Here is a 25388-nt window from a genome sequence, read left to right on the forward strand (position 1 = left end):
TCCGGGGTGACGAAGTAGGTTGAGGGGTACGCGGAACTGGGAAGATCGGAGACTACCCCGCGGTCCAGCCGCCATCCATGCTCCAGTTCGCACCGGTGACGTTCTGCGCCTCGTCGCGGCACAGGAACACCGCCAGCGCGCCCACTTCATCCGGCTGGACGAATTTCTTGGTCGCCTGTTTCACCAGCAGGACATCGTTCACGACCTCTTCGCGGGTCAGCCCGCGCGCCGCCATCGTGTCGGGGATCTGGTTCTCTACCAGCGGGGTCCAGACATAGCCGGGGCTGATGCAATTGGCAGTGACGCCGTGTTCGGCCAGTTCCAGCGCGACCGTCTTGGTCAGCCCGTCGAGCCCGTGCTTGGCGGCGACATAGGCGCTCTTGAACGGCGAGGCGGTCTTGGAATGGGCGCTGGCGGTGTTGATGATCCGCCCCCAGCCCCTGGCCTTCATCGCCGGCACCGCGAGCCTGACGGTGTGGAAGGCCGCGCTCAGATTGAGCGCGAGGATCGTCTCCCATTTCGCCACCGGGAATTCCTCCACCGGCGCGACATGCTGCATCCCGGCGTTGTTGACGAGGATGTCGATCGCCCCCGCCTCCTCCATCATCGCCTCGATCTGCGCGACATCGGTGAGATCGGCGCCCGAGTGGCTGGCGCCAAGTTCTTCGCACAGTCCGGCGATCTCGCCCTCGTCGCCGAAGCCGTTGAGGACGATCTGCGCCCCCTCGGCATGCAGCGCCCGGGCGATGGCGAGACCGATGCCCGAGGTCGATCCGGTGACGAGCGCGCGTTTACCTGCGAGAAACAAATCGGCCTCCAAGCGTTGATCGGTGCTTCACGCCGCATCGCGCAAGCGGAGCGCGCTGTCCAGCGGCGACCATCAGGGGGGGAATTCGATATGCGGCTCAATCCGTTCAACGCCAGTAATATCAACGTGCGATCGAGCGGCGGGGGCAGAATCCCGGGCGGCAAGGCCGGCGGGCTAGGTTGTGGAACGATCGTGCTGGCGGCGCTCGGGTATTTCGTCTTCGGTCTGGACCCGATGCAGACTGCAGGCACAATCGAGAGCGTGCAGCAGGGCTCGCAACAAGCGGGGCCCGCTACCACCGACGCGCAAATCGTCTGCTCTGCCAGCGAATATGCGACCGAAGCCTGCAACGCTCTCGACTCGCTCAACAGCACCTGGGGCCGGACGTTCGAGGAACAGGGTTTCGCCGCCAACTTCCGGCAACCCGTTCTTCATCTTTTCAGCGCCGGCGTGAGCACCGAATGCGGTAGTGGCAGCTCGGCGATGGGGCCCTTCTACTGCCCCGCCGATGAGACGATCTACATCGACACCAGCTTCTACGACGAGCTCGCGCGCATGGCGAACAACAGCGGTGACTTCGCCCGCTATTACGTTCTTGCGCATGAATACGGCCACCATATCCAGACGCTGACGGGCGTGTCGGGCCAGATCCGGAGCGCGCAGCAGCAGTCCCCCGGTGACTCCAATGCGTTGCAGGTGCTGATGGAACTGCAGGCCGACTGCTATGCCGGCGTCTGGGCAGGCAAGAACCGGAACCTGATCGAGCCCGGCGATATCGAGGAAGGCATGCAGGCAGCCTCGGCGATCGGGGATGACCGGCTTACCGGCGGCCGGGTGAGCGAGGAAAACTTTACCCACGGCACCAGCCAGCAGCGCAGTCAGGCGCTTCGCTTCGGGATGCAGGGCGACGACCGCGCCTGCGACGCGATCACGCGGGTCGGCTAAGCGGTTCCAAGGGCACCGGCGCGACGCTGCGCCGCCGTTTGCCCCGCCTCAGTCCCTGAGGTCGGCGATTTCCTGGTCGATGGAACGCAAGGCCTCGGCGCGTTGAGCCCGCGTCAGATTGCGTTCGGAGGCGATCGTCGACCGGGCCGTTCGCAAGGCATTGAGGGCAAGCTTTTCGGCATTGGCTTCGCACACGTACATCGTGATTCCCCCGTCCGCGTTTTGCTGTGTGGTCACGTAGTTCGTCGAGTCCTTGCATGCCATTACGACGCGTGGCGCCTCGGCCCGCGCCTGCGCGGCAGCGGCATTCGCTTCGGCGACGGCGACGCTGATCTCTCGGCGCATCTGCCCATTCTCAGCAAGATCGCGGCGCAGGTTCTCCATATCCCTGCGAAGATCGCCGTTCTCCCCAAGTTGCGCGCGGGTTTCCCTGAGATGCTCCTTTGCCGCCTCGCGTTCCGCCGGGGTCAGCTCGTTCCAGTCCTTGCCGTTCCAGCTGATCCTCTGGTTGACGGTGCTTCGACCATCTGTGGTTTCGATGTGGCGTTCGATCTCGAGCATTTCCGTCTCGGCGCTTTCCAAACCCTGTTCCGCTGCTTCGAAACCCTGTTCGATCGCGGTGAATTCGTGTTCGAGACCGACATCGGGGAGCGGCGGCCCAGGGGGTGCTTCCGGAGCAGCGGGTGATTCCGGAGCAGCGAGAACGCCCGGTGCAGCAGGCGGCGCGGCGGGGGCCGAAACTTGAGAGTAGGAAACGGTCGCCGTCAGCGGGAGCGCCAGCGCGGCGCCGGCGAGCAGCGCGCGCGCGGCCAACCGGCGGCGGGGGGAGATATCGGCCATGGTCAGGCTCCTGAGACGGTGGATGATCGATTTGTCGCCCAGCACCGGGCAGGCCATCGGCGCGGCCAGCGCCAGCCGCGGGGCGGCGCCCGGGGTCAGGGCGAAACCGGCGATGATGGCAGCATAGGCGGCGCGCTCGTCGCGGCTGCGGGTCTCGACCACGCGCGCGTCGCAGGCGGCCTCTTGGTCGCGCCGCAGCGCGGTCCAGCCGGCCCAGCCGAGCGGGCTGAACCAATGCGCCGCGAACAGCGGCTGGACGAGGATATTGGCGAGCAGGTCGTGCCCGCGGTGATGCGCGAGCTCGTGCGCGATGGCGAGATCGCGCCGGAAGCGATCGCGCTGCACCATGAAGCCTTCGGGCAGCGCGACGACCTTGTCGAGCACGCCGAACGCCACCGGGCCGCGGGTCGCGGGGGTTTCGACGAGGCGCACGCGCCCGACCTCGCCCACCGGCTTTGCGCCGTCGAGCAATTCGCGGCGCATGGCGAAGTAGAGCGCGAAGCGGCGCACCAGGAAGATCGCGGCCCCGACCAACCACAGCACCAGCAGCGGGGTCAGCCAGTCCATCGCCGGCAGCGGAGCGGCGGCGGCGGGCAGCGGGAACACCGGGGCTAGCGAATCCGCCTGCACCAGCGGCGCCGCCACCAGCATCGAAGCGGGATCCGAAACCGCCGCCATCTCGGAAAGCGGCGGCGCAGTCTCGCCGGGCCGCAGCCAGGCCGGCAGGGTGATCGGCGGGACCGCGAGCCGCAGCAGCGGCAGCGCCCACAGCGCATAGGCGGCGCGTGCGCCGAAATGGCGCGCCACCGGGCGGCGCAGCAGCAGCACGAGCGCGATCAGCGCCCCGGTCCACAGCAGCGTTTCGAGCAGGTACTGGGTCATCGGCGCAGCTCCTTGAGCAGGATTTCCATCTCGGCGAGATCGTCGTCGGTAAGCGCCTCGCTCTGCGCCAGATGCGCGAACAGCGAGGAAGCGCGCCCGCCGAACAGGCGATCGACCAGCCGCTGCGATTCGCCGCCGACATAGGCCGAGCGCGCGATCAGCGGCCGATAGAGGAAGCGGCGTCCCTCGGGCTCGGTCGCCACCGCGCCTTTTGCCACCAGCCGCGACAGCAGCGTCTTGACCGTGGCGATCGACCAGTCGCGCGTATCGCAGATGATCTCGCAGACATCGGTGGCGGAACGCGGACTGTGATCCCACAGCACCTCCATCACCGCGTGTTCGGCATCGGATATGCGCTCGCCGGAAGGATCGCTGGACATGGTCGTGGAAGCTTTCTTGTGATTCGCGATTACATCTGTAGACTTGACGACTACGCTTGTAAACATTACTCGCCGATGAACGAAATACCGGAACGCGATCGAGGCTCGAGCGCTGCAGCGGGATAACCCATCCCGAGGATAATCACGACATGGACGACGACAAACGCCAGGCGGTTCTGACCGCGCCGCAATTGCGGCTGGTCGGCACGGTCGACGAGGCGATGTACGCCGAGTTTCGCAACCAGCTTAGCGCCGCGCCCACCGACGGGCCGCTGGTGATCGCGCTGACCACGCTGGGCGGCAATCCCGAGGTTGCGCGCGCCATGGCCGACGACGTGCGGCTGCTGCGCGACGCGGGGCGGACGATCCATTTCCTCGGCAAGGCGGCGGTCTATTCCGCCGGCGCGACCTTCATGGCGGGCTTTTCCGTCGCCAACCGCTTCCTCACCCGCAACTCCACCCTGCTGGTCCACGAGCGTCAGCTGACCAAGACCATCGAGCTTTCGGGTCCGCTTCGGACCTGCACCGCGCAGCTCAAGGCAGCGCTCAACGAGATCGAGCAATCGATCATCATCGAGGAGCAGGGCTTCCGCCTGTTCGTCGAGGGCTCGAAGGTGGAATTCGAGGAGCTGCAACGCAAGGCGCCCGACAATTGGTATATCCCCGCCGACAAGGCGAAGAAACTGGCGTTGATCGCCGAGGTGATCTGATATCGTGTGCGGTCGATGCGTCCGTAAAGGATGCCATCGCGATTGTCCGCTCTAGCAATATTTGGTAATTTCGGACGATGGCAGCCAAGACCACCTCCGTCGCACTGGGCGAGAAGCTCACCGCCTATACCCGCCGCAAGGTCGAATCGGGCGAATTCGGCTCGACCAGCGAAGTGATCCGCGACGCGCTGCGGCTGCACGAGGAACGCGCGGCCTTCCGCTCGAAATTGCTCGAGAAGATCGACGAGGGTCTGACCAGCCCGATCGACGAAAGTTTCGATATCGATCGTTGGCTGGAGGAAGAATTCGACCAAGCGTGCGGAAACTGGTATTTCGCGTCACCGCTTCTCGCGAGATGCGAAGGATTGCGATCTTTACCAAGGCGGAGTGGGCCACGAACAGGCTCGTCGCTATGCCGCCTTTTTGCGCAGCCGGATGAAATCGTTGCGCCAATTCCCGCTGCGCCACCCCGAAGTCGAGGATCGTCCCGGCCTGCGCGAAATGCGCGTAGGGCAGCATATCGTCTTCTATCTCGTTCGCGACGAGGCGATCGAGATCGTCCAAATCCTGCACGTGGCGACTGATTTCAAGGCTTGGCTTAAATGAGTAAACTCTATCGCCTCAGAGAGCGCTGTCCCGGGAAGTGTGGGCAACGCGTTAACTTCCGAGAACTCGGACGATGAATATAGCTAGGGATTCATCGAGGGAAATCTTCGGAGATTTAAAAATCTTACCTTAGTCGCGCACGAATCTGGCAACCGCTTCGCCATAGCCACCAAGCGGTCGATAGGCGACGTCAAAACCTTCTCCGGTGACGGCTGGCCCGTCATCATGGAGTCTGCGCAATTCCTTGTTTAAGCGGAGCATGTCATCGACTACGCCACTGGGTAGGCCGGTCGAACCATCGAATAAGCCGCTGATCTCCCGAACAACGGCTCGCCGCTGTTTCAGACGGTCCGCGATTTCAACATCACGAGCGTACCACCCTTCGGACAACGCATGGCAGGCTGCCTCGTTCTGTATCAGCAGCCTTGTGTGCTCCTTGATCAGCCGCTTTTTATGCCAACCGAACAATCAATACACCCGCGCCTTGGGAACGATATAATCCACATCGTCGGTCAGCGTGAACTCGTGCACCGGGCGGTAGTCGATGGCGATCTTTCCGCCCTTGCCGCCCCAGCCGTCGAAGGTCGCGATCGTGTGCTTCATCCAGTTGGCGTCGTCGCGATCGGGGAAATCCTCATGCGCATGCGCACCGCGGCTTTCCTTGCGGTTCTCGGCCGAGGCCATGGTCACATTGGCCTGCGCCATCAGATTGTCGAGCTCGAGCGTCTCGATCAGATCGCTGTTCCAGATCATCGAGCGGTCGGTGACGTGGATGTCCTCCATCCGCTTGTTGACCTGCGCGAGTGCCTCGACGCCCTGCGACAGCAGCTCGCTGTTGCGGAACACCGCGGCGTGCTTCTGCATGCCCTTCTGCATTTCCGCACGCACCGCGGCGGTGGGCGAACCGCCATTGGCGTGGCGGAAATGGTCGAGCCTCGTCAGCGCCAGATCGGCGCTGTCGGCGGGCAGTTCGGCATGGCTCGAGCCGGGCTTGATCAGATCGTTCAAGCGGTGGCCGGTCGCGCGGCCGAAGACCACCAGATCGATCAGCGAGTTCGAACCCAGGCGGTTGGCGCCGTGGACCGAGACGCAGGCCGCCTCGCCCACCGCGAACAGGCCGGGGACGATCTTCTCGGGATCCGCCGGGTCGCCCGCCATCACTTCGCCGTGATAATTGCAGGGGATGCCGCCCATGTTGTAATGCACCGTCGGGGTGACGGGCAGCGGCTGGCGGGTGAGGTCGACGCCGGCGAAAATCTTGCCGCTCTCGGTGATGCCCGGGAGTCGTTCGGCGAGAATCGCGGGATCGATGTGGTCGAGGTGGAGGAAGATGTGATCGCCCTCCGCGCCCACGCCGCGGCCTTCACGCATTTCCAGCGCCATCGAGCGCGACACGACGTCGCGGCTGGCGAGATCCTTGGCCGAGGGGGCATAGCGCTCCATGAAGCGCTCGCCCTCGGAATTGGTCAGATAGCCGCCCTCGCCGCGCGCGCCCTCGGTGATCAGCACGCCCGCGCCGTAGATCCCGGTCGGGTGGAACTGGACGAATTCCATGTCCTGCAACGGTAGGCCGGCGCGCAGCACCATGCCGCCGCCGTCGCCGGTGCAGGTGTGCGCGCTGGTGGCGGTGAAGTAGCAGCGGCCATAGCCACCGGTCGCCAGCACCACCGAATGCGAACGGAAGCGGTGGATCGTCCCGTCGTCCATGCACATCGCGATAACGCCGACGCAGACTTTGCCCGAGGGCGTGTCCTTCATGATCAGGTCGAGCGCGAAATACTCGATGAAGAAGTCCGCGGCGTATTTCAGGCTCTGCTGGTAGAGCGCGTGGAGCATCGCGTGACCGGTGCGGTCGGCCGCGGCGCAGGTGCGCTGCACCGGCGGGCCGGCACCCATGTTCTGCATGTGCCCGCCGAAGGGGCGCTGATAGATCGTGCCGTCCTCGTTGCGGCTGAAGGGCACGCCCGCGTGCTCGAGCTCGTAGACCGCCTGCGGCGCTTCGCGAACGAGATATTCGATCGCGTCCTGATCGCCCAGCCAGTCGGAGCCCTTGACGGTGTCGTACATGTGCCACGACCAGTGGTCGGGAGTGTTGTTGCCCAGCGATGCGGCGATCCCGCCCTGCGCCGCGACGGTGTGCGAGCGGGTGGGGAAGACCTTGGTGATATTGGCGGTCTTGAGCCCGGCCTCGGCCGCGCCCATGGTCGCGCGCAGCCCCGATCCGCCCGCGCCCACGACGACGACGTCATAGGTGTGCTCGATGATCGGATAGGCGCGGTCGCCGATGGTGAAGGTATCGGTGCTCGCCATCAGGCAGCTCCTGCAAAAGCGAGACGGGCGATGGAGGCCAGCGCGAAGGCGCCGCCACCGATCGCGACGATATTGAGCAGCGCCAACGCCGCAAACTTGTTGCCCGAGGTGTGGACGTAATCCTCGATCACGACCTGAAGCCCGAGCCGGGCGTGCCAGAACACGTTGATCACCAGCAGCGCCAGCGCGGTGGCGACCAGCGGCTGCGAGACCCAGCCCGCCATCGCGGCATAGTCATAGGCGGGAAGCAGCGCCATGCTGACCACCAGGAAGGTCACCAGCAGCAGATTGCCGATCGCGGTCAGCCGCTGGAGCAGCCAGTGATGCGCGCCGCCATGCGCCGAGCCGAGGCCGCGGACCCGGCCGATGGCCGTGGTCTTGCTGCCGTAGCGTTCGAGTGTGGTGTCTTTGCCCATGGTCGAGAAATCTTTCACTTAAGGAATACGACGGCCCAGAAAACCACCGTCAGGATCACGCCCGAGGCGATCACGGCCAGCGCGCCGGTCTTGTTCCGCTCGATCTCGAAACCGGCGCCGATATCCATGACGAAATGGCGCAGGCCCGAGCTCATGTGGTTGAAGAAGGCCCAGCTCACCCCGATCAGCACCAGGATCCCGATCGGGCTCCCCATCACCGCGGCGAAGCTGTCATAGGCTTCGGGTCCGGCGGCGAGCGCGCCCAGCCACCACAGCAGCACCGCCAGCCCGACCGTCGCCATGCCCGAGCCGGTGACGCGGTGAAGGATCGAGACCAGCATATGCGGGCCCCATTTCCAGATCGAGAGATGCGGCGAAAGCGGGCGGTCGGCCATGATTTGTGTCCGGTCGGTGGAATTGGGAGGCTCTCCTTAGCGGACATCGCGCGCGAGACAAGGCGGCTGGCCTCGACAAATGGCGCAAATTTGCGAATAGGCGCTTGCATGACTTGCATCCTGCTCACCGGATCGAGCCGCGGGATCGGCGCGGCCGCCAAGACGGCGCTCGAGGCGCGCGGCGCGACGGTCGTCGGCCAGGCGACCACCAGCACCGCGACCGACACCGTCCCTGCGGACTTCACCCAGCCCTTCGCGCCGCATGAATTGTGGCAGGCCGCGCTGGCCCGCGCGGGCGGCGAGATCGACGTGCTGGTCAACAACGCCGGCCTGTTCGCCCCCAACCCGATCGACGCGACCGACCTGCACTGGCTCGCCGCGTTCGAGGATACGATGCGGATCAACCTCACCGCCGCAGCGCAATTGTCGCGCTTCGCGGTACGCCACTGGCAGGAGCGCGCCGCCAAGGGCGACACCCGCGGCGGACGGATCGTCCATGTCGCCAGCCGCGCGGGCCACCGCGGCGACAGCCCCGCGCACTGGCACTACGCCGCGAGCAAGGGCGGGATGCTGGCGCTGCACAAGACCATCGCGCGCGCCTACGCGGGCGAGAACATCCTCAGCTTCGCGATCGCGCCCGGCTTCACCGACACCGCGATGGCGGGCGACTATCTCGACAGCCGCGGCGGCCCCGGCCTGCTCGCCGACATCCCGCTCGGCCGCGTCGCCGAGCCCGAGGAGATCGCCGCGATGATAACCTTCTGCGCGCTCGACGCGCCCCCCAGCATGACCGGAACCACGCTCGACGCCAATGGCGCGAGCTATGTGCGCTGATTCCGGAACACCTCCCGTCATTCCCGCGAAGGCGGGAATCCAGCCCCTCTGGCCGATGGGCAAGCCCGGCTGGGTCTATATCATCGCGAACCGCTACCGCGGAACCATCTATATCGGGGTGACCTCGTCTCTCGCTCACCGCATCAGCCAGCACCGCGAGGGCACGGGTGCGCAATTCGCCAAGCGTCATGGTTGCACCCGGCTGGTTCTGGCCGAGCCGTTCGAGCGGATCGAGGATGCCATCGCGCGCGAGAAACAATTGAAGCGCTGGAACCGGGCGTGGAAGATCAGGCTGATCGAAGAACAGAACCCCGACTGGCGCGACCGGTTCGATGAGATCGTCTCGCTTTGATGAATGGAGAAGTGAAAGCTGGATCCCCGCCTACGCGGGGATGACTGGAGGAAAAGCGGGGATGACTGGAGGAAAAGGAGAGGTGTGTAACCGCTCGCTTTCACGAGAGCCCCGCTGACTGATGGCCGACGCCAAGGGCCCAAGCAATGCGCGCTTGCAACCGATTGACCCACCTCGTCATTCCCGCGAAGGCGGGAATCCAGCTTTGCGGCGATGGGCAGAACGCGAGATCGTCTCGCTGTGACGAACGGAGGAAGCGAGCTGGATCCCCGCCTTCGCGGGGATGACGAAAGGGGGTGTCGAAGGATTGTTTCCCGTGCGCTCCGATTGGTCTAGTGCGCGCTCCATGACAGACAGCTGGAAACTATCGGGCGAAGTCTCGCAGGCGGCGGCGCAGGCGGCGCTCGAGCGGCAGGCGCAGGACGAGGACTGGGATTCCAATTTCGTCGTCACCGCGCACGAGATCGCCGAGGCCCGGCCCGAGGAATGGATGGTCGAGGGCTGGCTCCCACGGCGCCCCACCGCTTCGGACCGGCGCGCGCTCGACGCGCTGTTCGCCGGAGCTCCTGGGGAGACCCCGCCCTCGTTCGAAATCGAAAAACTGCCGCCGACCGACTGGGTCAGCCTCAGCCAGCAGGGAGTCGAACCGATCCGCGCGGGCCGGTTCCATGTCCACACCCCCGATCACGCGCCCGACCCGCAAGCGGTCAATTTCTGCATCCCCGCGAGCCAGGCCTTCGGGACCGGCCAGCACGCCACCACCGCGGGCTGCCTCGCCATGCTCGACCGGATGAAACGCGAGGGGCTGGTGGTGCGCAACCACGCGGATATCGGCACGGGCACCGGGCTGCTCGCCTTCGCCGCGATGCATCTGTGGCCGCGGGCCTTCGCCACCGCCTCGGACATCGACCCGGTCTGCCTCGAGGTGATCCTCGACAATGCAAGCAGCAATGGGGTGCCGCTGGGCGAGGCCGAGGGCATGCTCACCCCCACCATCGCCGACGGGATGGACGATCCGCTGCTGCGCGCGCGCGGGCCTTACGACCTGCTGATCGCCAACATCCTCGCCGGTCCGCTGATCGACCTCGCTCCCGAATTCGCCGGTGCCACCGCGCCGGGCGGACATGTGGTGCTGGCGGGCCTGCTCGAAACGCAGGAAGCCGAGGTCCGCGCCGCCTATCGCCGCCAGGGAATGCGGCTGGCGCTTCGGCTGGTGCGCGGCGATTGGTCGATCCTGTGGCTGCGCAACAGAACCATCCGCTGAAGCGAGGCCGCGTCTGGCTGGCGGGGCTGGCGCTGGCCCCGCTGCTGATCCTCGCTACGTTTCTGCTCGCCGCCTGGATCGGCGCCGCCATTCCGCGCAACTCCGGCTGGACCGAGCCCGAGCGCGGCGTCACCATCATGGTCGAGACCAACGGCGTTCACACCGGGATCGTCATGCCGGTGGTGAGCCCGGTCAAGGACTGGCGCACCACCTTCCCCTCCGCCGGGCAGCCGCGCCCGCAGGACGGGCATTTGCCCACGCATATCGCGATCGGCTGGGGCGAGAAGGAGGTCTTCCTCAACACCCCGACCTGGGGCGATCTGAAGGCCGCAACCGTGCTGCGTATCGTCCTCCATGGCGGCGACGGGCTGATGCGGGTGGGGCATTACGTCAACCCGCTGCCCTCCGGCCACCATCGCCCCGTCACCCTGCGCCCCGAGGAATACGCGCGGCTGGTCGAGCGGATCGAGGCCGCCCTACCCGCGCTGCCGCCTGGCGCGGAGCGGCGCAGCTATCCCAGCTACGAGATTGGCGCGCAGCATTACGACGCTCTGGGGCGCTACACGCTCACCAACACCTGCAACCAGTGGATCGGCGATGTGCTCGCGGATGCGGGCATGACGATCGGGGTGTGGACTCCGCTGGCGGGCGGGGTGATGCAATGGATCGACGAGCCCGATCCGGCAGCCGGCGTCCCCCTCTGACAGGAACAACGCCCCGCTCTCGCCCATTCCGCTTGCGACAGCACATCCGAAAAGGGCAGACATGACCAGAACACTCCTCATCACCGGCGCCTCCACCGGGATCGGCGCCGCCAGCGCCCGCGCCGCTGCCAAGGCCGGCTGGAACGTCGCGCTGCTGGCGCGCTCGGGCGACAAGCTCGACAAGCTGGCCGGGGAGATTGGCGATGCCGCACTGGCGCTGACCTGCGACATCACCGACCGCTCCGCGCTGGACGATGCGGTGGAGCAGACCGTCGCGCGCTTCCGCGGGCTCGACGCGGTGTTCGCCAATGCCGGCATGGGAGTCGCCAAGGCGGGCGTCGAAAGCGGCGATCCCGAGCAATGGCGCAAGCTAGTCGATCTCAACGTGCTCGCCGTGCTCAACACCGCGCACGCCACGCTTCCGCATCTACGAAAAACCGAGGGCCATTTCGTGGTCACCGGCTCGAAGGCGGGCCGCGACCATCTCAAGGGCTCGGTCTATGGCGCGACCAAATGGTTCGTCCATGGCCTCGCGGGCAATCTCGCCGAGGAAATGCGCGAATGGGGCGGCCGCTGCACCGTCATCTCGCCCGGCATGGTGGACACGGCGTTCTTCGACGAACCCAAACCAGAAAAGCTCCAGCCCGAGGATATCGCCGATGCGCTGGTGTTCGCGCTGTCGCAGCGCAAGACCTCGGCGGTGCGCGAGATTCACCTGATGCCCAACGACTGACCGCGCCAGGCGCGCCATTTCTCTCCCTCAGGGTTCGGTGGTCACCGCCCCACTGACCGGGCCTGTCCCCTCGGGCGGCGGATAGGCCGCCGCATCGTAGCGGACCGTGGCGCGGACCACGTCCTGCATCATTTCCATCCGTGCCGGGACTGGCGCCCCCGTGCGGCGGATCATCGCCACCACCGCGTATTCGCGTCCCGCGGGCGAGGTCACGATCCCGATGTCGTTATAGCCCGATTGCTCGCCGCCGAATTCCTGTCCGGTCCCGGTCTTGTGCGCGATCGTCCAGCCGGGCGGCACTCCGCCCTTCAGGCGCCGCGGCCCGCTGCGGGTCTGTTCGAGCGTCGCCAGCAGCAATTCGGTCGAGACCGAGGACAGCAGCACGCCGCGCGCCAGCTGGCCCAGCGCATGGGCGATTCCGATCGGCGAGGCGCCATCCATCGGATCGGCGAGATAGGCTTCGAAGCTGGCGCGGCGGACCGCATCGGGCAGCTCGGCGCGGGCTTCGAAGAAGGTGTTGCGAACCGAATAGGCGGGGTGCCACTCGAGCCCGGCGATGGCGCTCTGCTTGGTCCGCTCGTCGGTGCCGAACCGGATTCCGGTGAGATCGGCATCGTCGATGAAATCCTGGACCGTCTCGGGTCCGCCGATACGGCGCAGGATGCGGTCGTTGGCGGTGTTGTCGCTGCGGGTCAGCGCGCGGTCGAGCAGATCGCCGTAATCGGTATCGAAGCGTCCGCGCGCACGGACGATCTCGCGCAGCGGCTGGTGGAACACCGTCATGTCCTCGCGGCGCAGCGTCACCTGCTCGGCGAGATCGAAATCGCCGTCGTCGGCCTCGCCCAGCGCCGCGAGCGCTACCCAGAACTTACTGACGCTCTGCTGCGGGAAGAGTTCATCGCCATTGGCATGGAGGATCCGCCCGGTGGCGATATCCTGGACCGCCAGCCCGACTTCGCCGTCGAAGCCATCGGCCAGTTGCACCAGCTCCTCCTGCAGCGCGCATTCGGCGGGGGTCAGGACGAGCGGCACCACGACCGGCTCGCCCGCATCCTCCTGCTCGTCACCGACGAGGCGCGGGAGCCAGGCGACCAGCAAAGCCAGCAGCAGGATCGGCAGGAACAGGGCGAGAAAACGTATCCATGGGGTCACACTAGTCCAACGAGGCACAGGCGTAGCGTTCCCGCTCGCGGCGGTTTGCTTAGAAATTCCGGCAGTTTGCGGCGCATCGCGAATTTGGGCGGGATCACTCGGCGGCAGCAACGATCCGCGCCCATTCGCTTTCCTCGATCACCTCGATACCGAGCTCCGCGGCCTTCTTGAGCTTCGATCCCGCGCCCGGCCCCGCGACCACCAGATCGGTCTTGGCGCTGACCGAACCCGAAGCTTTGGCGCCCAGCCGCTCAGCCTGCGCCTTGGCTTCGTCGCGGCTCATGGTTTCCAGCTTGCCGGTGAAGACCACGGTCTTGCCGGTGACGGGGGAATCGAGCGTGGCGACCTCGTACCGCGGCGGCGACACCTCGCCGAGCAGATCGTCCCACACCGCGCGGTTGTGGTCTTCGTGGAAGAAATCGGCCAGCGCGTGCCCGACCGCGGTGCCGATCCCATCGGCCCGCACCTCGAAAATGGATTTGACTGCCTCGACCATGCGGCTGTTGAACGGGCTTTCCTTTTCCTCGTCCCCGCGCGGGTTTTCTTCGCGATAGGCGGCGAATTCGGCGGCTTTGCCTGGCAGTCGGCAAATATCGCCCAGCCCCTTCAACAGGTCGCGCGCAGTGACCGCCCCTACATGCCGGATGCCGAGTCCGAACAGCAGCCGTGCGGCATCGGGATGTCGCTTGGCTTCGATGCTTGCCAATAGATTGTCCACAGACTTGTCCTGCCAGCCCTCGAGCGCGAGGATCTCCGCGCGGCGCTTCCTTAGCCGGAAGATATCGGCGGGGCTCTCCAGCCAGCCGAGCGCAAAAAACTGTTCGATCGTCTTCTCGCCCAGCCCGTCGATATCGAGCGCCGCCCGGCTGACGAAATGCTTCAATCGCTCGGTGCGCTGCGCGGGGCAGATCAGCCCGCCGGTGCAGCGGACATCGACCTCGCCCTCCTCGGCCACCGCCTCGCTGCCGCACTCGGGACAGTGATCGGGGAAATGATAGGGGGTGCGCTTGGCCTCGGGGGTCAGGTTCTCGACCAGCTGCGGGATGACATCGCCCGCGCGCTGGACCAACACCCGGTCGCCCGGTCGAACGCCAAGGCGCGCGATCTCGTCGCGATTGTGGAGCGTGACATTGGTCACCGTCACCCCGCCGACCAGCACCGGCGCGAGCCGCCCGACCGGGGTCAGCTTGCCGGTGCGCCCGACCTGAATGTCGATGCTTTCCAGCGTGGTCTCGGCGCGCTCGGCGGGAAACTTGTGCGCCAGCGCCCAGCGCGGCGCCTTGGCGACGAAGCCCAGCCGCGCCTGCCGATCGAGCCTATCGACCTTGTAGACCACCCCGTCGATTTCATAGGCCATGTCGGCGCGCTGCTCGCCGATCCTGGCATAATGCGCGAGCAAACCCTCAAGGCTCTCGACCCGCACGAACAGCGGCGAAACCGGCAGCCCCCAGCGCTCGATCTGCCGCATGACGTCGAGCTGGGTCTCGCCCGGTACCTCGCTCGCCGCGCCCCAGCCATGCGCCCAGAACCGCAAGGGCCGCGCGGCGGTGACGCTCGCATCCTTCTGCCGCAGCGAGCCCGCGGCGGCGTTGCGCGGATTGGCGAACAGTTTTCCGCCCGCCGCTTCCTTCGCCGCGTTCAAGGCGAGGAAATCGGCGCGCGCCATATAGACCTCGCCGCGGACCTCGAACACCTCGGGGGCATCGCCTGCAAGCCGCTGCGGAATATCTCCGATATGCGCGACATTGGCGGTGACATCCTCGCCCACCTGCCCGTCGCCCCGCGTCGCGGCGCGGACCAGCACGCCCTTCTCGTAGCGCAGCGAGCAGGACAGGCCGTCGATCTTGTCCTCGGCGGTGATCGCCAGCTTCGCATCCTCATCAAGCGCCAGAAACCGCCGCACCCGCGCCAGCCATTCGCCTACCTCTTCGGCGGCGAAAGCGTTGTCGAGGCTCATCATCCGCACCGCATGCGTGACCTTGGACAGCGGCGAGGCGGCCACCGCATGCCCGACCTTGCGCGAGGGCGAATCCGCGCGCACCAGCTGCGGAAACGCCGCCTCGAGCTCGGCATTGCGCCGCACCAGCGCGTCGTATTCCTGATCACTGACCTCGGGCGCATCCTCGGCATGATACAGCCGGTCGTGCCGCGCTATCGCGCGCGCCAGCCGCATCAGCTCGTTGGCGGCCTGGGCTTCGGTGGGGTCTAAATGCGCGCTCATACCACCCATAGCATTTGCGTCTTCACGACCTGCCAGTCTTGCCCTCGACGGTCGATAAAGTGGCGACCTCCCCCGCCAAATCGGTCGATATCGATCTCGCATGACGATGTCGTCGGGCACTTGATGTTCATGACCTTAAGGTGCTCAGCTCTTTCACCTCTCGGTCCGAAGTGATGGAACTTCGCGAAAAACATTCCGAAATCGCCCTCCTCGATTTCGCGCCGACAGGTGCTGAAATGGACTGGTCGCACGATCGTGTTCGACAAATGCCGTGAAAGCGCTTCCAAGTCGAATGTCACCTGGCTCTCGAGACAAAGGGTTTCGGTTATCGTGGAATCATGGTTCTTCGAGAAGATTTGATCGCCCAAGTACCACTCGTACTCAGTCTCGATTGCTGCTGCTAATGCCGCCTCCCTGTCCGCCTCGTCGATCTTCTCGGACGAAATCGCAGTCAGTCCAGCGATTGCAGCAAAGAACAATGCGATAGAAACCATCTCGCCAGAGCGCATCACACCCCCTCCAGCAGTCGATCCGCCTGCGCCCGCGCCTCGGGCGTCACTTCCGCCCCGCTGAGCATCCGCGCGATTTCTTCCTGGCGGCCGGCCTCGTCGAGGCGGGCGACGCTGGTGCGGGTGACGGTGCCGTCGGAGCTCTTGGCAATCATGTAATGCGTGGTGCCGCGCGCGGCGACCTGCGGGCTGTGGGTGACCGCGAGCAATTGTCCGCCCCCGGCCAGCCGCGCCAGCCGTTCGCCGATAGCGGATGCCACCGCACCGCCGACCCCGCGGTCGATCTCGTCGAAGATCACCGTCGCCGCTCCGCCCTGCTCGGCCAGCGCCACCTTGAGCGCCAGGATGAAGCGCGACAATTCGCCGCCGCTGGCGATCTTGCCCAGCGGCGCGTGCTCGGCGCCGGGATTGGTCGAGATCAGGAACTCCACCCCGTCCATGCCATGCGCGCCCCAGCGCTCCTCGGGCAGTTCGGTCACCGCGGTGCGCAGGCTGGCGGAATCGAGCTTGAGCGGAGCGAGCTCGCCCGCGACCGCCGCATCGAGCCGCCCCGCCGCTTCGACGCGCAGAACATGGAGCGCCCGCGCCTGCGTCTCGTAGCGCTCGCGGGTGCGGCGCGCGGCATCCTCGAGCGCGTCGAGCTCGGCCTCGCCGCCCTCGATCGCATCGAGCGCGGCGCGCAATTCGCGCATTTTCTCGGGCAGTTCGTCGACCTCGCAGCGGTGCTTGCGGGCGATGGCGCGCAGTTCGAACAATCGGGTCTCGGCGAAGTCGAGCGCGGCGGGGTCGTGGTCGAGCGCCTCGGCGGCGCGCTGCAGCCGCTCCTCGGCCTCGCCCGCCTCGATCACCGCGCGGTCGAGCGCGGCCAGCGCCTCGGCCAGCAGCGGGTGTTCCTCCGCGATCCGGTCGAGCCGCCGCGCCGCGACGCGCAGCGAGGCGAGCGGCGAATCCGAGCCTTCCCAGATGTGCCGCAATTCCTCGAGATCGCCCGAGAGCTTCTCGCCCTTCTGCATCGCTGCGCGGGTCCCGGCGAGCCGCGCTTCCTCGCCCGACTGCGGTTCGAGCGCGGTGAGTTCGGAGAGATGCGCGAGCAGCAGGTCCTGATCGGTCTTGGCCTGGTCGAGCCGCTCGCGCGCCTCGTCGAGCCGCTGCTGCGCCCCGCGCCAGCCGCTCCAGCTCGCCGCCAGCGCGGCGGCATCCGCCCCAGCATAGCGGTCGAGCAGGAGCCTATGGCCGCGCGGATTGACCAGCCCGCGATCGTCGTGCTGGCCGTGCAGCTCGACCAGATGCGGCGCCAGCTCGCGCAGCAGCGCTACCCCGGCGGGCTGGTCGTTGATCCAGGCCTTGCTGCCGCCATCGGCCTTGAGCTGGCGGCGGATCAGCAGCGGCTCGCCCGGCTCGAGCTCGAGCCCGGCGTCATCCAGAGCCTCGGCCACCGCCGCGGGCAGCGCCGCGAATTCGAAGGTCGCGGTGACCGCCGCCTTGTCCTCGCCCCCACGCACCAGCGCGCTCTCGGCGCGGTTGCCCAGCACCAGCCCGAGCGCATCGAGCAGAATCGACTTGCCCGCCCCGGTCTCGCCGGTGAGCACACCCAGCCCGCGCCCGAACTCGAGTTCAAGCGCCTCGATCAGCACGATATTGCGGATGGATAGCCGGGTGAGCATCGCGCCCGCTTCTAGCCAATCGCTACCACCGCGTCACGAGCGCAGATGCGCAGTGTTCACAAGCTGGAAGAAGGCCGGGACGGCGGCTGCTGCGGACATGAGGAGACCGGGGCGCGGCGACGGGTTGGTGAGGGGGCCGGTTTGTAGGGGCGTCTTCTATCGGCTGGGGAGCCGCCACAGCGTCAGGATGAATTGCGCCGTTTGAGAGGCTTCAGATCGATAGCTTCAACATCATCCGCGGAAAGCGTCTGGCACTCGCTCAATGACCCTCTGGGCACTCGAAAGATGAAAACATCACCCGACGCAATGCTCCACGGTTCTGACCTTAACGTTGACGCGCCGAGGCGATCCCAACCGAGCCAACGCTTGGTCAGCACCCCGCCGCTAACGGCTTCCAGAAAGGCGCTATCAGAGAATAAACCACGTCTCACCCGTCTAACGATAAACATTGGTTCGACCCGGGTGGCAAGCTTCGATTTGACGGTCAGCGGATCCATTCAATATCTAACCCGGCATAAAAAGTGTCAGATGGTCGAACGCGCCCATCGAGTTGCAATCGCAATTCAAACGACGCCATACAGGACAAAATCCATGAGGAACGTTGTCGTACAATCCGCAAGGCTCCTGACTATATCCATTATTTTCGGCGGATTGGTCGCTTGCACCATCACATCTCGTAGCGTCGCGGATGATCGCCTCGTGACGTATGGGCCACCCCATGTGGAGACGCTTGGCGAGACAATAGCTCGCGAACAGCAAGGCAAACGGGGCTGCTTGGTGGCAGGTAATCTGAACAGGGGCGGGGAATGCGAGAAGTTGCGGCAGTTTTTGTTTCCGCCTGTCATCTCTGAAGATCCTGAATCGTAGCCGCGAATTCGCCTCACCTTTATCCTGTCCGTGCCGTTTAATGGCGGCAAATAGGTCGATATCCGCCTGGCGTTTTTTGTCTGCCGGAACGCGATTGCGGGCATCGCTACGCCAAGCGACCGTATCCGATTTCTGCAGCTCAATCGGCACGACCTACGTTCAGCAGGCGGCTCAGCTCGGGACGTCAGCAACGCGCCCTCTGCTCGACGTTCAGCCGATTTCAACGACTTTCCAAAAGCAACCGCAATGCACCACCGACAGAAACCCGGCATCAACCCAAGGTTTGGCTACCGCCGGAATGCTTGGCCAGTGCATCAAACGCCTTTAGCCGGCGGAGCAGCGCGGCCATGTCGGCAAATGGCACCATGTTCGGTCCGTCGCTCGGTGCGCTGTCGGGGTCGCGGTGGGTCTCGATGAATACCGCGGCGACGCCCACCGCCACTGCCGCCCTCGCCAGATGCGGTACATATTCGCGCTGCCCGCCCGAGCTCGTGCCTTCGCCGCCCGGCTGCTGGACCGAATGCGTCGCATCGAACATCACCGGGAAACCGGTTTCGGCGAGGATCGGCAGCGCGCGCATATCGCTCACCAGGGTGTTGTAGCCGAAGCTTGCCCCCCGTTCGCACAGGATGATGTTGTCGTTGCCCGCAGCGACCAGCTTGGCGGCGACGTTTTTCATGTCCCACGGCGCCAGGAACTGACCTTTTTTTACGTTGATGGCGCGGCCGGTATGCGCGGCGGCGACCAGCAGGTCGGTCTGGCGGCACAGGAAGGCGGGGATCTGGAGCACGTCCACCGCCTGGGCGACCGAGACGCACTGGTCCGCCTCGTGGACATCGGTGAGCACCGGGCAGCCGAAGCTCGCGCAGCTCGGCAAAAATTTCGAGCGCAGGCGCCATGCCGATCCCGCGCGGCGCGTCGATCGACGTTCGGTTGCCCTTGTCGAACGAGGATTTGTAGATGAATCCGATGCCGATGTCGCGGCACAGCGATGACAGCGCATCGGCCATTTCGAAGGCATGATCGCGGCTTTCCATCGCACAGGGGCCGGCGATGAGGACGAACGGCTTGTCATTGGCGATTTCGAGCGCACCGACAGTGACGGTTTTCATTGGTTTTTCCTCAAAATGCGCCGCAATCGCGCAGAATGTCGTCGACGTCGCGGCCGCGCGCAGCCTGCATGCGGATCCGGCCTTCGTTTTCGAGCACTCCCCACGCCGCTTGCTCGACCGTGTCCCAGTCTTCCCGGGGGACGACCACCACGCCATCCTCGTCGGCGAACACCACATCGTCGTTTCGCACGGGGACCCCGCCGATCGCGATCGGTCGGTTCATCGCCTTGGTCGTGCCCTCGTACTTGATGTCGTCGCAGGTCTGCGCGCGGGCATAGACCGGAAGGCCGAGCGCCCGCACATCGGCGGTATCGCGCGTCGCGCCATCGATCACCGCGCCCACCGCGCCCGACCGGATCGCCAGATTGGCGTTGAGATCGCCGAAATAGGCGTGTTCGGGCACGTCGGTGGCGACCATGATGACGTCGCCGGGACGCACGAAGCGATAGCTTTGCAGCGCATCATAGATCCCGTTCCATGCGCCGCCTTCCGAGCGATCGGGCCGCCGGGAAAGCGCGGTCAGTTCGAGCGTCTTGGCGCGGCCGAGGAACTTGCCGCCGCTGGTAGGGCGCAGCGCGCGCGGCAGCACCACGCGCATCCCGCGATCCTTCGCGATGTCGGAAAGCACCGGCGAATTGAGGTGCGGCAGCATCGCGCGAAACCGCGTCACCTCGCGTGAGCGGATGCCCGCTGCCATCGTTTCGGCAAGCGTAAGATCGGTCTCGCCATTGATGTCGATCGCCTCGGTCGGGTCGAGATCGAACAGGATCGGGCGAGCGCCGAAACGGCGCGTCGCCGGTCCGGTGCCGGTGTTGCGGACGATATAGAGGCTCATCGCCTCGACCACGGTGGCCGGCAAATCGATACTATTGGGCACGCGCCCGGTGCCATAGGCCGGACTGGCGCCATCCCAGCAATATTGCTTGGCCCGGGTCACCGCGACCAGGCTGTCGGCCTCCGGATCGGCAAGCAGCGTATCGATGGCGCGGGTCAGTGTTTCGGCGGTGACGAAGGGGGCGGTGCAGAGCACCTGGATCCACAGGTCTGCGTCGGGGCGCTGCGCAGCTTCCCACGCGAACATCTCGTGCCCGTCGGTCGCATTGCTCGCCAAGGCGGCGGGGCGTTTCAGGACCGACACCGGCAGGTCGCTCGCCAGCTCGGCGAGCGCGTCGCTTTCGCTATCGAGGCAAACTTCATCGATGCGCGGGCAATCGAGCAGCTGGCGCAGCTTGCGCTTGAACAGATGTTCGCCGTCCAGGATCCGCATATTCTTGTCGGCAACGCGCTCACTGGTGCCCTTGGCGGGGACGAAGGCAACGATCTTCATGGCTCAGCCGTTCAGCATGTCGTTGGCGTGAAGCATTCCATGCAATCGCCCGGCCGCATCGGTGACGGGCAGGACGAGCAGTCCGGCTGGCTGCTCGCGCATCAGCAGTTGCGTGTCGCCCAGCGTCGCATCGACGTCGATCACCAATGGCCTGGCCTGCATCAAGGCGCGTGCCGGGGTTCCATAGACGTCTTGTCGCGCCTGGAAGTGACGGCGGATGTCGCCATCCACCACCAGCCCCAGCAACAGGCCGGCATGGTCCACCACGCAGGCCGCCCCCAGGCGCCGGTGGCTCATCACCGCCAGCAGTTCGGCGACCGATGCGGAGGGCAGAACGGTCGGCAATGCGGCGCCGCTGTGCATCAGATTGCGCACCGGGATCATCTGACGGCCAAGCAGCCCGGCGGGATGGTGGCGCAGGAAATCCTCGCGCGTGAAGGCGCGCGTGCGGCTCACCGCGACCGCCAGCGCATCGCCGATCGCCATCTGCAGAATGGTGCTTGCGGTGGGCGCCATGCCGATATGGTCCGCCTCGCGCTCGATCGGGGCGTGGATCAGATGATCCACCGCCCGGGCCAGCGTCGAATCTGCTTGGCCCACGATACCGATCAGTACGCATCGGCGCGCCCGCAGCAATGGCAGGATACGGCAGATCTCTTCGGTCGTGCCGCTGTTCGAAAACAGCAGGACGACGTTGCCTTCCTGCACCGCGCCGAGATCGCCATGCGCGGCTTCGGCCGCGTTGAGGAAGAAGGACGGTGTGCCCAGGCTCGAAAAAGTGGCGGCGACCTTGGCGGCCACGAGACCCGATTTACCCACGCCGAGACAGGTGAGCGGCCGTTCCTGCGCCGCAATCAGCGCAACCGTGGCGGCGATGCTCTCCGGAAGCGCGCGCTCGAGCCGTTCGAGCGCGGAACGTTCCGCGGCGATCACCTCGGCGAACCACTCGGACGCGGCATGGGCGGCCAACGGATGTGGCTGCATGACTGCGGGGCTGTTCAAGACACATGCTCCTGAATCACCCCATCGATCCGCGCGAGGCCGGCTTCCCAGCGTTGCGGGTTCGTGGGCTGCAGTGCACGGTCGATCAGCTCCGCCCCGGTCAGGGCGCTGTCGTTGGGATGGAAAGCCTCGTTCGCGAGATGCGCGGCGAACCAGAGACGCGCATCCGCTTCACACGGCGCCGTCGCTTCGCCCGTCCGCACTGCGGCAACGAAGCGTTCGAGATCGGTTTCGGCCTTGAGCCAATCCGCGGTCGTGAAGCGCGACCGTCGCATGAGCGGGACTCCGAATGCGGCTGCCAGGCTGAAGCTTTTGGAATCCCCCACCAGCATACCGTCGGCGCAACTCGCCAGGGCAAGCGTCGCGGGAAATCCGAGCAGGCTCTCCTCGGCAAGGATCACGCCAGGGCCGATATCCGCCACCGTCTCGCGCAACTCGCTTCGGTCAACATGGCGCGTATTCAACGGATGATCCGCTACCACCAGCGTGCAATCTGGCGCCGCCGTTTCGGCAAGCCGGGTGAGCATGGCCCGGTTGCTTTCCTGCCCGGGCCGGTGCCGGAGAAAGAAATTCTCCTCATGCTCGTATTCCAGCGGAAGCAGCAGCATCGGCCGGTCTTCCGGGATCTCGAGTTCGCTCGATATGGATTTACGGTTAGGGAGCGCGTGCTGGCGATAGGCGCGCATTTCGTTCCAGAGCGGCTCGAACAGTGCCTCCAGCCGCGATCGATCGCCGGGATCGAGGGGGGGCATTGCGCCGGCCACGAAGGGTCGATCGGTGAAGGTGATCATGGCGGGATCGACGACGAACGGCGCCGCGGCGACCTCCATCAGGAAGCGAACCACTCCCGGAAACTGGCGCACGGATTCGAAATCGGCAGCCCGGCACAATACCACTTCGGGTGCCAGAGCTTGCACATGCGCCACCAGGCTCTTCTCATCGGCCGCTCTGGTGCGGAGGCTCTCGTGCCCTTCGCTGTCGATGATCTGCCAGGTCACGCTGTAGAGATCGAGGCATTGTTGCAGTTCCGCCGGTCCGATGCCCGTGTTCCGCCATGGGGCAGGCGCAAGCACGTGTACCTCGGCAACGCTCGCAAGCCGGCGCATGATCGGCGCCACGATGTGTTCGAACCACCACGGCGTGACGACCGGAAGATAGAAGAGGACTTTCATGATCGCTGCCCGCACGACGACGGGCGGGTCGGACGGAAGGGTAAAGGCGAACAGAAAAACCATGGAAGCTCCAGCGTGGCACGCATGTTTGCGAGCCCTTCTTTTATAGAAGCGCGAGCGACGCAGACTGCCGAGCACTAGGAAATTTTTTCCTGTTTTCGGATGAGCCGCGCGGGATCCGGCTAGAATGGGACCATCGGCGCCGGGTGCGGCGCCCCTGTTTGCGAAGGCCCATCATGTCCTATATTCCCGCGCCCGCCGAGGCAGTGCCCGAAGCCGAGAATACCTTCTATTTGCGCGGGCAAGTCGGCCGCATGGGCAAATTGCTTGCCCATCTGGAGCTCTATCGGAAAATTCAGGGAATGCCGGGCGCGCTCGTCGAACTGGGCGTCTACAAAGGGGCATCGCTGATGCGGTTCGCGATGTTTCGCGCGCTGCTCGAACACGAAACGAGCCGCGAGATACACGGGCTGGATGCTTTCGGATCCTTCCCCCGCCAAGGTGTGGGAGATGCCGGCGACCGCGCGTTCATCGATCAGTTCGAGGATGAGCGCGGCGAGGGTATTTCGCGCGAGTTGCTCCTGCAATTGTTCGCGGACAAAGCGATCGGCAACGTCCACCTGCTCCAGGGGAATATATTCGAGACCCTCCCCGACCTTCTCGCTGCCAGACCCGAGCTGCGTATAGCGCTGCTGCATCTGGATATGGATGTCTACGAGCCGACGGCCTTTGCGCTCGACCAGCTTTTGTCGCGCATGGTCCCTGACGGCCTCGTCCTGTTCGACGATTATGGGCTGGTAGCCGGCGCGACCCGTGCCGCAGACGAGCTCGTGGCCCAGTCGGGACTGAAGTTGGAAAAGCTGCCCTATTATGCGGTCCCGACGTTCCTGCGTATTCCGAGCTAGAACATCAGGAGCCTTGGCCCGCCCTCAAGGCGGCCAACTATCAGCCGTTTACCGGCCCTTCGTCGAACACGTGAGCGGAGGGGCTATCCAAAGTGATACGAGAACCGCAAGAAAAGATGCGGCCGCAGCAGCTTGGCTGATCCCGTTAACCTGCAGCCAATATCGCCATGACGTGAAAATCTTACGAAATGGGGCGGGTTCGGCAGGTGATCGCGGTGCCAAACATCTGATTTATTTAGGGAAATGCTTGGTAGCGGAGGAGGGACTCGAACCCCCGACACGCGGATTATGATTCCAACGGAATTTGCGCGTAGACGCGTCTATGTGGACGCAATCTGTGGCGCGGGATCACTTTTCATCGCCGGGCAGAATTTGAAGCCGATTTCCAGCTCAAGCGACCGCGTCCAGCGTGCTCACAGCGACGATGTTCCGAAACTCGGCGACGATTTCCGGGTGCTTTTGTTCGAGATAGGTGGCGATGGATCCGTTTGCGATAAGGCGCTCGACGTAGCGCGAGGCGAGGACAAGATGTAGGACATCGTCACCAAAAGTTGCTTCTACCGCACGAAAGTCCTTGTTAAGCGATTCCAGTTCTCGTTCCATTCTAGCCATCTGTTCGGGCGTTACGCCCTTAAGGCTCTTTGGTCGTTCTGGTTTGGCGAGTTCTTCCTGTCTGGTCGCTGCAAGAATTGCTTTCGCGTATGTCGCCGTGAAATTATTCATCGATGCCATCAGCTCTGCGGTGGCGAACTGCCGCTCCGGTTTCATCTTGCGCAATGTATCGAAGACCTGCGGATTGACTGGGCGATCTCTAAAGATATCGACCGCTTCGGGGGCGATTCCATCCAGCAGCTTGCTCCGCCGCTGCACCGCTTTCGCATCGATCCCGAGTGCCACCGCGATCATCTTCGCAGGAACGCCGCGATCAAGTGCTCGCTGGATCATGTAGTGTTCCTGGACGGTCGCAAGCCGGTTCACACGCTTATTATAGGTGAAGGCCTCGTCGTCGTCCGCGATGATGCAAGGAGCGGTCGTTTTTCCCCCTCCCATGATCGCATGCAATCGCAGATGCCCGTCCAGCAGCATGTGTCGATCCGAGGTATCCGCCTTTGTCACTGCGAGGGGCTCGATTACTCCCATTTCCTTGATAGAAGTTGCGATCCTCGCATATTTTTTCGAGCCTGTGATGCGCGCCGTCATGGGCCGCAACGGCAGTAGCCTTTCCACGGGAAGGTCGATTACCTTCTGTTCGAACGATATCCGTATGATGTCGTTCAT

26 protein-coding genes and 2 pseudogenes are annotated in these 25388 nt (G+C 65.1%); 10 read left to right on the forward strand and 18 right to left on the reverse strand.

Annotation, left to right across the window (positions count from 1 at the left end; genetic code table 11):
• Nucleotides 1-52: 52 nt before the first annotated feature.
• Nucleotides 53-808 (reverse strand): 3-hydroxybutyrate dehydrogenase, encoded by a 756-nt coding sequence (locus ACQ5J0_RS14950; protein WP_462568372.1) that lies wholly within the window; start codon nt 806-808, stop codon nt 53-55.
• Nucleotides 809-898: 90 nt separating this feature from the next.
• On the opposite strand from ACQ5J0_RS14950, the gene ypfJ reads away from it, so the two are divergent.
• Nucleotides 899-1753 (forward strand): KPN_02809 family neutral zinc metallopeptidase, encoded by an 855-nt coding sequence (gene ypfJ, locus ACQ5J0_RS14955; RefSeq protein WP_462568373.1) that lies wholly within the window; start codon nt 899-901, stop codon nt 1751-1753.
• A gap of 48 nt (nt 1754-1801) precedes the next feature.
• Here ypfJ and ACQ5J0_RS14960 read toward each other — a convergent pair whose 3' ends face one another.
• Nucleotides 1802-3475 (reverse strand): M56 family metallopeptidase, encoded by a 1674-nt coding sequence (locus ACQ5J0_RS14960; protein WP_462568374.1) that lies wholly within the window; start codon nt 3473-3475, stop codon nt 1802-1804.
• Nucleotides 3472-3855 (reverse strand): BlaI/MecI/CopY family transcriptional regulator, encoded by a 384-nt coding sequence (locus ACQ5J0_RS14965; protein ID WP_462568375.1) that lies wholly within the window; start codon nt 3853-3855, stop codon nt 3472-3474. The genes ACQ5J0_RS14960 and ACQ5J0_RS14965 overlap by 4 nt, the downstream gene beginning before the upstream one ends.
• A 149-nt stretch (nt 3856-4004) precedes the next feature.
• Between ACQ5J0_RS14965 and ACQ5J0_RS14970 the strand changes: the two genes are divergently transcribed.
• The 3 genes and pseudogenes from ACQ5J0_RS14970 (at nt 4005) to ACQ5J0_RS14980 (ending at nt 5171) form a co-directional block, all read left to right on the forward strand.
• The gene (locus tag ACQ5J0_RS14970) at nt 4005-4565 is read left to right on the forward strand and encodes an ATP-dependent Clp protease proteolytic subunit (RefSeq protein ID WP_462568376.1); all 561 of its coding nucleotides are present in this window, start codon (nt 4005-4007) and stop codon (nt 4563-4565) included.
• A 77-nt stretch (nt 4566-4642) separates the two neighbouring features.
• Nucleotides 4643-4810 (forward strand): annotated as a pseudogene (locus tag ACQ5J0_RS14975) (type II toxin-antitoxin system ParD family antitoxin); the annotation flags it as partial.
• Nucleotides 4811-4952: 142 nt separating this feature from the next.
• Entirely contained in the window at nt 4953-5171 is a 219-nt protein-coding gene (locus ACQ5J0_RS14980; RefSeq protein WP_462568377.1) for a type II toxin-antitoxin system RelE/ParE family toxin, read from the forward strand.
• Between the two features lie 129 nt (nt 5172-5300).
• On the opposite strand, the gene ACQ5J0_RS14985 is transcribed toward ACQ5J0_RS14980, so the two are convergent.
• The 4 genes from ACQ5J0_RS14985 to sdhC are packed head-to-tail and all read right to left on the reverse strand — an operon-like array spanning nt 5301 to nt 8292.
• Nucleotides 5301-5639, reverse strand: a complete 339-nt coding sequence (locus ACQ5J0_RS14985; protein WP_462568378.1) for a hypothetical protein — start codon at nt 5637-5639, stop codon at nt 5301-5303.
• Complete coding sequence (gene sdhA / locus ACQ5J0_RS14990; protein ID WP_462568379.1) at nt 5640-7481, reverse strand: succinate dehydrogenase flavoprotein subunit; 1842 nt, start codon at nt 7479-7481, stop codon at nt 5640-5642.
• Complete coding sequence (sdhD, locus tag ACQ5J0_RS14995; protein ID WP_462568380.1) at nt 7481-7897, reverse strand: succinate dehydrogenase, hydrophobic membrane anchor protein; 417 nt, start codon at nt 7895-7897, stop codon at nt 7481-7483. The genes sdhA and sdhD overlap by 1 nt, the downstream gene beginning before the upstream one ends.
• A gap of 14 nt (nt 7898-7911) precedes the next feature.
• Nucleotides 7912-8292, reverse strand: coding sequence for a succinate dehydrogenase, cytochrome b556 subunit (sdhC, locus tag ACQ5J0_RS15000; protein ID WP_462568381.1), 381 nt, complete (start codon nt 8290-8292; stop codon nt 7912-7914).
• A 108-nt stretch (nt 8293-8400) separates the two neighbouring features.
• On the opposite strand from sdhC, the gene ACQ5J0_RS15005 reads away from it, so the two are divergent.
• The 5 genes from ACQ5J0_RS15005 to ACQ5J0_RS15025 all read left to right on the forward strand — a co-directional run bounded on the left by ACQ5J0_RS15005 (nt 8401) and on the right by ACQ5J0_RS15025 (nt 12179).
• On the forward strand, nt 8401-9126 hold the full coding sequence (locus tag ACQ5J0_RS15005; RefSeq protein ID WP_462568382.1) for an SDR family NAD(P)-dependent oxidoreductase: 726 nt from the start codon (nt 8401-8403) through the stop codon (nt 9124-9126).
• A gap of 55 nt (nt 9127-9181) precedes the next feature.
• Nucleotides 9182-9478 carry a GIY-YIG nuclease family protein gene (locus ACQ5J0_RS15010; RefSeq protein ID WP_462568384.1) on the forward strand — a complete coding sequence of 99 codons (297 nt, stop codon included), beginning with the start codon at nt 9182-9184 and terminating at the stop codon, nt 9476-9478.
• Between the two features lie 346 nt (nt 9479-9824).
• On the forward strand, nt 9825-10742 hold the full coding sequence (locus tag ACQ5J0_RS15015; protein ID WP_462568385.1) for a 50S ribosomal protein L11 methyltransferase: 918 nt from the start codon (nt 9825-9827) through the stop codon (nt 10740-10742).
• The gene (locus tag ACQ5J0_RS15020) at nt 10715-11446 is read left to right on the forward strand and encodes a DUF2459 domain-containing protein (protein ID WP_462568386.1); all 732 of its coding nucleotides are present in this window, start codon (nt 10715-10717) and stop codon (nt 11444-11446) included. The genes ACQ5J0_RS15015 and ACQ5J0_RS15020 overlap by 28 nt, the downstream gene beginning before the upstream one ends.
• A gap of 61 nt (nt 11447-11507) precedes the next feature.
• Complete coding sequence (locus ACQ5J0_RS15025; RefSeq protein WP_462568387.1) at nt 11508-12179, forward strand: SDR family oxidoreductase; 672 nt, start codon at nt 11508-11510, stop codon at nt 12177-12179.
• 27 nt (nt 12180-12206) lie between these two features.
• Here ACQ5J0_RS15025 and ACQ5J0_RS15030 read toward each other — a convergent pair whose 3' ends face one another.
• The 10 genes and pseudogenes from ACQ5J0_RS15030 to ACQ5J0_RS15075 form a co-directional block, all read right to left on the reverse strand.
• Nucleotides 12207-13331: a serine hydrolase gene (locus ACQ5J0_RS15030; RefSeq protein WP_462568388.1), complete on the reverse strand. Its 1125-nt coding sequence runs from the start codon at nt 13329-13331 to the stop codon at nt 12207-12209.
• A gap of 94 nt (nt 13332-13425) precedes the next feature.
• On the reverse strand, nt 13426-15552 hold the full coding sequence (ligA, locus tag ACQ5J0_RS15035) for an NAD-dependent DNA ligase LigA (RefSeq protein WP_462568389.1): 2127 nt from the start codon (nt 15550-15552) through the stop codon (nt 13426-13428).
• Nucleotides 15549-16061, reverse strand: coding sequence for a hypothetical protein (locus ACQ5J0_RS15040; RefSeq protein ID WP_462568390.1), 513 nt, complete (start codon nt 16059-16061; stop codon nt 15549-15551). The genes ligA and ACQ5J0_RS15040 overlap by 4 nt, the downstream gene beginning before the upstream one ends.
• Nucleotides 16061-17725, reverse strand: a complete 1665-nt coding sequence (gene recN, locus ACQ5J0_RS15045; RefSeq protein ID WP_462568391.1) for a DNA repair protein RecN — start codon at nt 17723-17725, stop codon at nt 16061-16063. The genes ACQ5J0_RS15040 and recN overlap by 1 nt, the downstream gene beginning before the upstream one ends.
• A 182-nt stretch (nt 17726-17907) precedes the next feature.
• Complete coding sequence (locus ACQ5J0_RS15050) at nt 17908-18222, reverse strand: hypothetical protein (RefSeq protein ID WP_462568392.1); 315 nt, start codon at nt 18220-18222, stop codon at nt 17908-17910.
• A gap of 7 nt (nt 18223-18229) precedes the next feature.
• On the reverse strand, nt 18230-18742 hold the full coding sequence (locus tag ACQ5J0_RS15055; RefSeq protein ID WP_462568393.1) for a hypothetical protein: 513 nt from the start codon (nt 18740-18742) through the stop codon (nt 18230-18232).
• Between the two features lie 121 nt (nt 18743-18863).
• A pseudogene (gene kdsA / locus ACQ5J0_RS15060) lies at nt 18864-19704 on the reverse strand (3-deoxy-8-phosphooctulonate synthase).
• Between the two features lie 10 nt (nt 19705-19714).
• Nucleotides 19715-21031 carry an RraA family protein gene (locus ACQ5J0_RS15065; protein ID WP_462568394.1) on the reverse strand — a complete coding sequence of 439 codons (1317 nt, stop codon included), beginning with the start codon at nt 21029-21031 and terminating at the stop codon, nt 19715-19717.
• 3 nt (nt 21032-21034) lie between these two features.
• Nucleotides 21035-22033, reverse strand: coding sequence for a KpsF/GutQ family sugar-phosphate isomerase (locus ACQ5J0_RS15070; RefSeq protein WP_462568395.1), 999 nt, complete (start codon nt 22031-22033; stop codon nt 21035-21037).
• The gene (locus ACQ5J0_RS15075; protein ID WP_462568396.1) at nt 22030-23268 is read right to left on the reverse strand and encodes a hypothetical protein; all 1239 of its coding nucleotides are present in this window, start codon (nt 23266-23268) and stop codon (nt 22030-22032) included. Before ACQ5J0_RS15075 ends, ACQ5J0_RS15070 begins: the two co-directional genes overlap by 4 nt.
• 203 nt (nt 23269-23471) lie before the next feature.
• Between ACQ5J0_RS15075 and ACQ5J0_RS15080 the strand changes: the two genes are divergently transcribed.
• Nucleotides 23472-24110 (forward strand): TylF/MycF/NovP-related O-methyltransferase, encoded by a 639-nt coding sequence (locus tag ACQ5J0_RS15080; protein WP_462568397.1) that lies wholly within the window; start codon nt 23472-23474, stop codon nt 24108-24110.
• A 390-nt stretch (nt 24111-24500) separates the two neighbouring features.
• On the opposite strand, the gene ACQ5J0_RS15085 is transcribed toward ACQ5J0_RS15080, so the two are convergent.
• Nucleotides 24501-25388 (reverse strand): plasmid partitioning protein RepB C-terminal domain-containing protein, encoded by an 888-nt coding sequence (locus tag ACQ5J0_RS15085; RefSeq protein ID WP_462568398.1) that lies wholly within the window; start codon nt 25386-25388, stop codon nt 24501-24503.

Source organism: Qipengyuania sp. SM2512 (assembly GCF_054954005.1).

Coding starts and splice junctions, on each gene's coding strand:
- recN (WP_462568391.1), bottom strand. CDS start 17,725: ATGCTCACCCGGCTATCCATCCGCAATATCGTGCTGATCGAGGCGCTT.
- ACQ5J0_RS14970 (WP_462568376.1), top strand. CDS start 4,005: ATGGACGACGACAAACGCCAGGCGGTTCTGACCGCGCCGCAATTGCGG.
- sdhC (WP_462568381.1), bottom strand. CDS start 8,292: ATGGCCGACCGCCCGCTTTCGCCGCATCTCTCGATCTGGAAATGGGGC.
- ACQ5J0_RS15015 (WP_462568385.1), top strand. CDS start 9,825: ATGACAGACAGCTGGAAACTATCGGGCGAAGTCTCGCAGGCGGCGGCG.
- ACQ5J0_RS14960 (WP_462568374.1), bottom strand. CDS start 3,475: ATGACCCAGTACCTGCTCGAAACGCTGCTGTGGACCGGGGCGCTGATC.
- ACQ5J0_RS15050 (WP_462568392.1), bottom strand. CDS start 18,222: ATGGATCCGCTGACCGTCAAATCGAAGCTTGCCACCCGGGTCGAACCA.
- ACQ5J0_RS14965 (WP_462568375.1), bottom strand. CDS start 3,855: ATGTCCAGCGATCCTTCCGGCGAGCGCATATCCGATGCCGAACACGCG.
- sdhA (WP_462568379.1), bottom strand. CDS start 7,481: ATGGCGAGCACCGATACCTTCACCATCGGCGACCGCGCCTATCCGATC.
- ACQ5J0_RS15085 (WP_462568398.1), bottom strand. CDS start 25,388: ATGAACGACATCATACGGATATCGTTCGAACAGAAGGTAATCGACCTT.
- ACQ5J0_RS15075 (WP_462568396.1), bottom strand. CDS start 23,268: ATGGTTTTTCTGTTCGCCTTTACCCTTCCGTCCGACCCGCCCGTCGTC.
- ACQ5J0_RS15040 (WP_462568390.1), bottom strand. CDS start 16,061: ATGCGCTCTGGCGAGATGGTTTCTATCGCATTGTTCTTTGCTGCAATC.
- ACQ5J0_RS15005 (WP_462568382.1), top strand. CDS start 8,401: ATGACTTGCATCCTGCTCACCGGATCGAGCCGCGGGATCGGCGCGGCC.
- ACQ5J0_RS15025 (WP_462568387.1), top strand. CDS start 11,508: ATGACCAGAACACTCCTCATCACCGGCGCCTCCACCGGGATCGGCGCC.
- ACQ5J0_RS15010 (WP_462568384.1), top strand. CDS start 9,182: ATGGGCAAGCCCGGCTGGGTCTATATCATCGCGAACCGCTACCGCGGA.
- ypfJ (WP_462568373.1), top strand. CDS start 899: ATGCGGCTCAATCCGTTCAACGCCAGTAATATCAACGTGCGATCGAGC.
- ACQ5J0_RS15065 (WP_462568394.1), bottom strand. CDS start 21,031: ATGAAGATCGTTGCCTTCGTCCCCGCCAAGGGCACCAGTGAGCGCGTT.
- ligA (WP_462568389.1), bottom strand. CDS start 15,552: ATGAGCGCGCATTTAGACCCCACCGAAGCCCAGGCCGCCAACGAGCTG.
- sdhD (WP_462568380.1), bottom strand. CDS start 7,897: ATGGGCAAAGACACCACACTCGAACGCTACGGCAGCAAGACCACGGCC.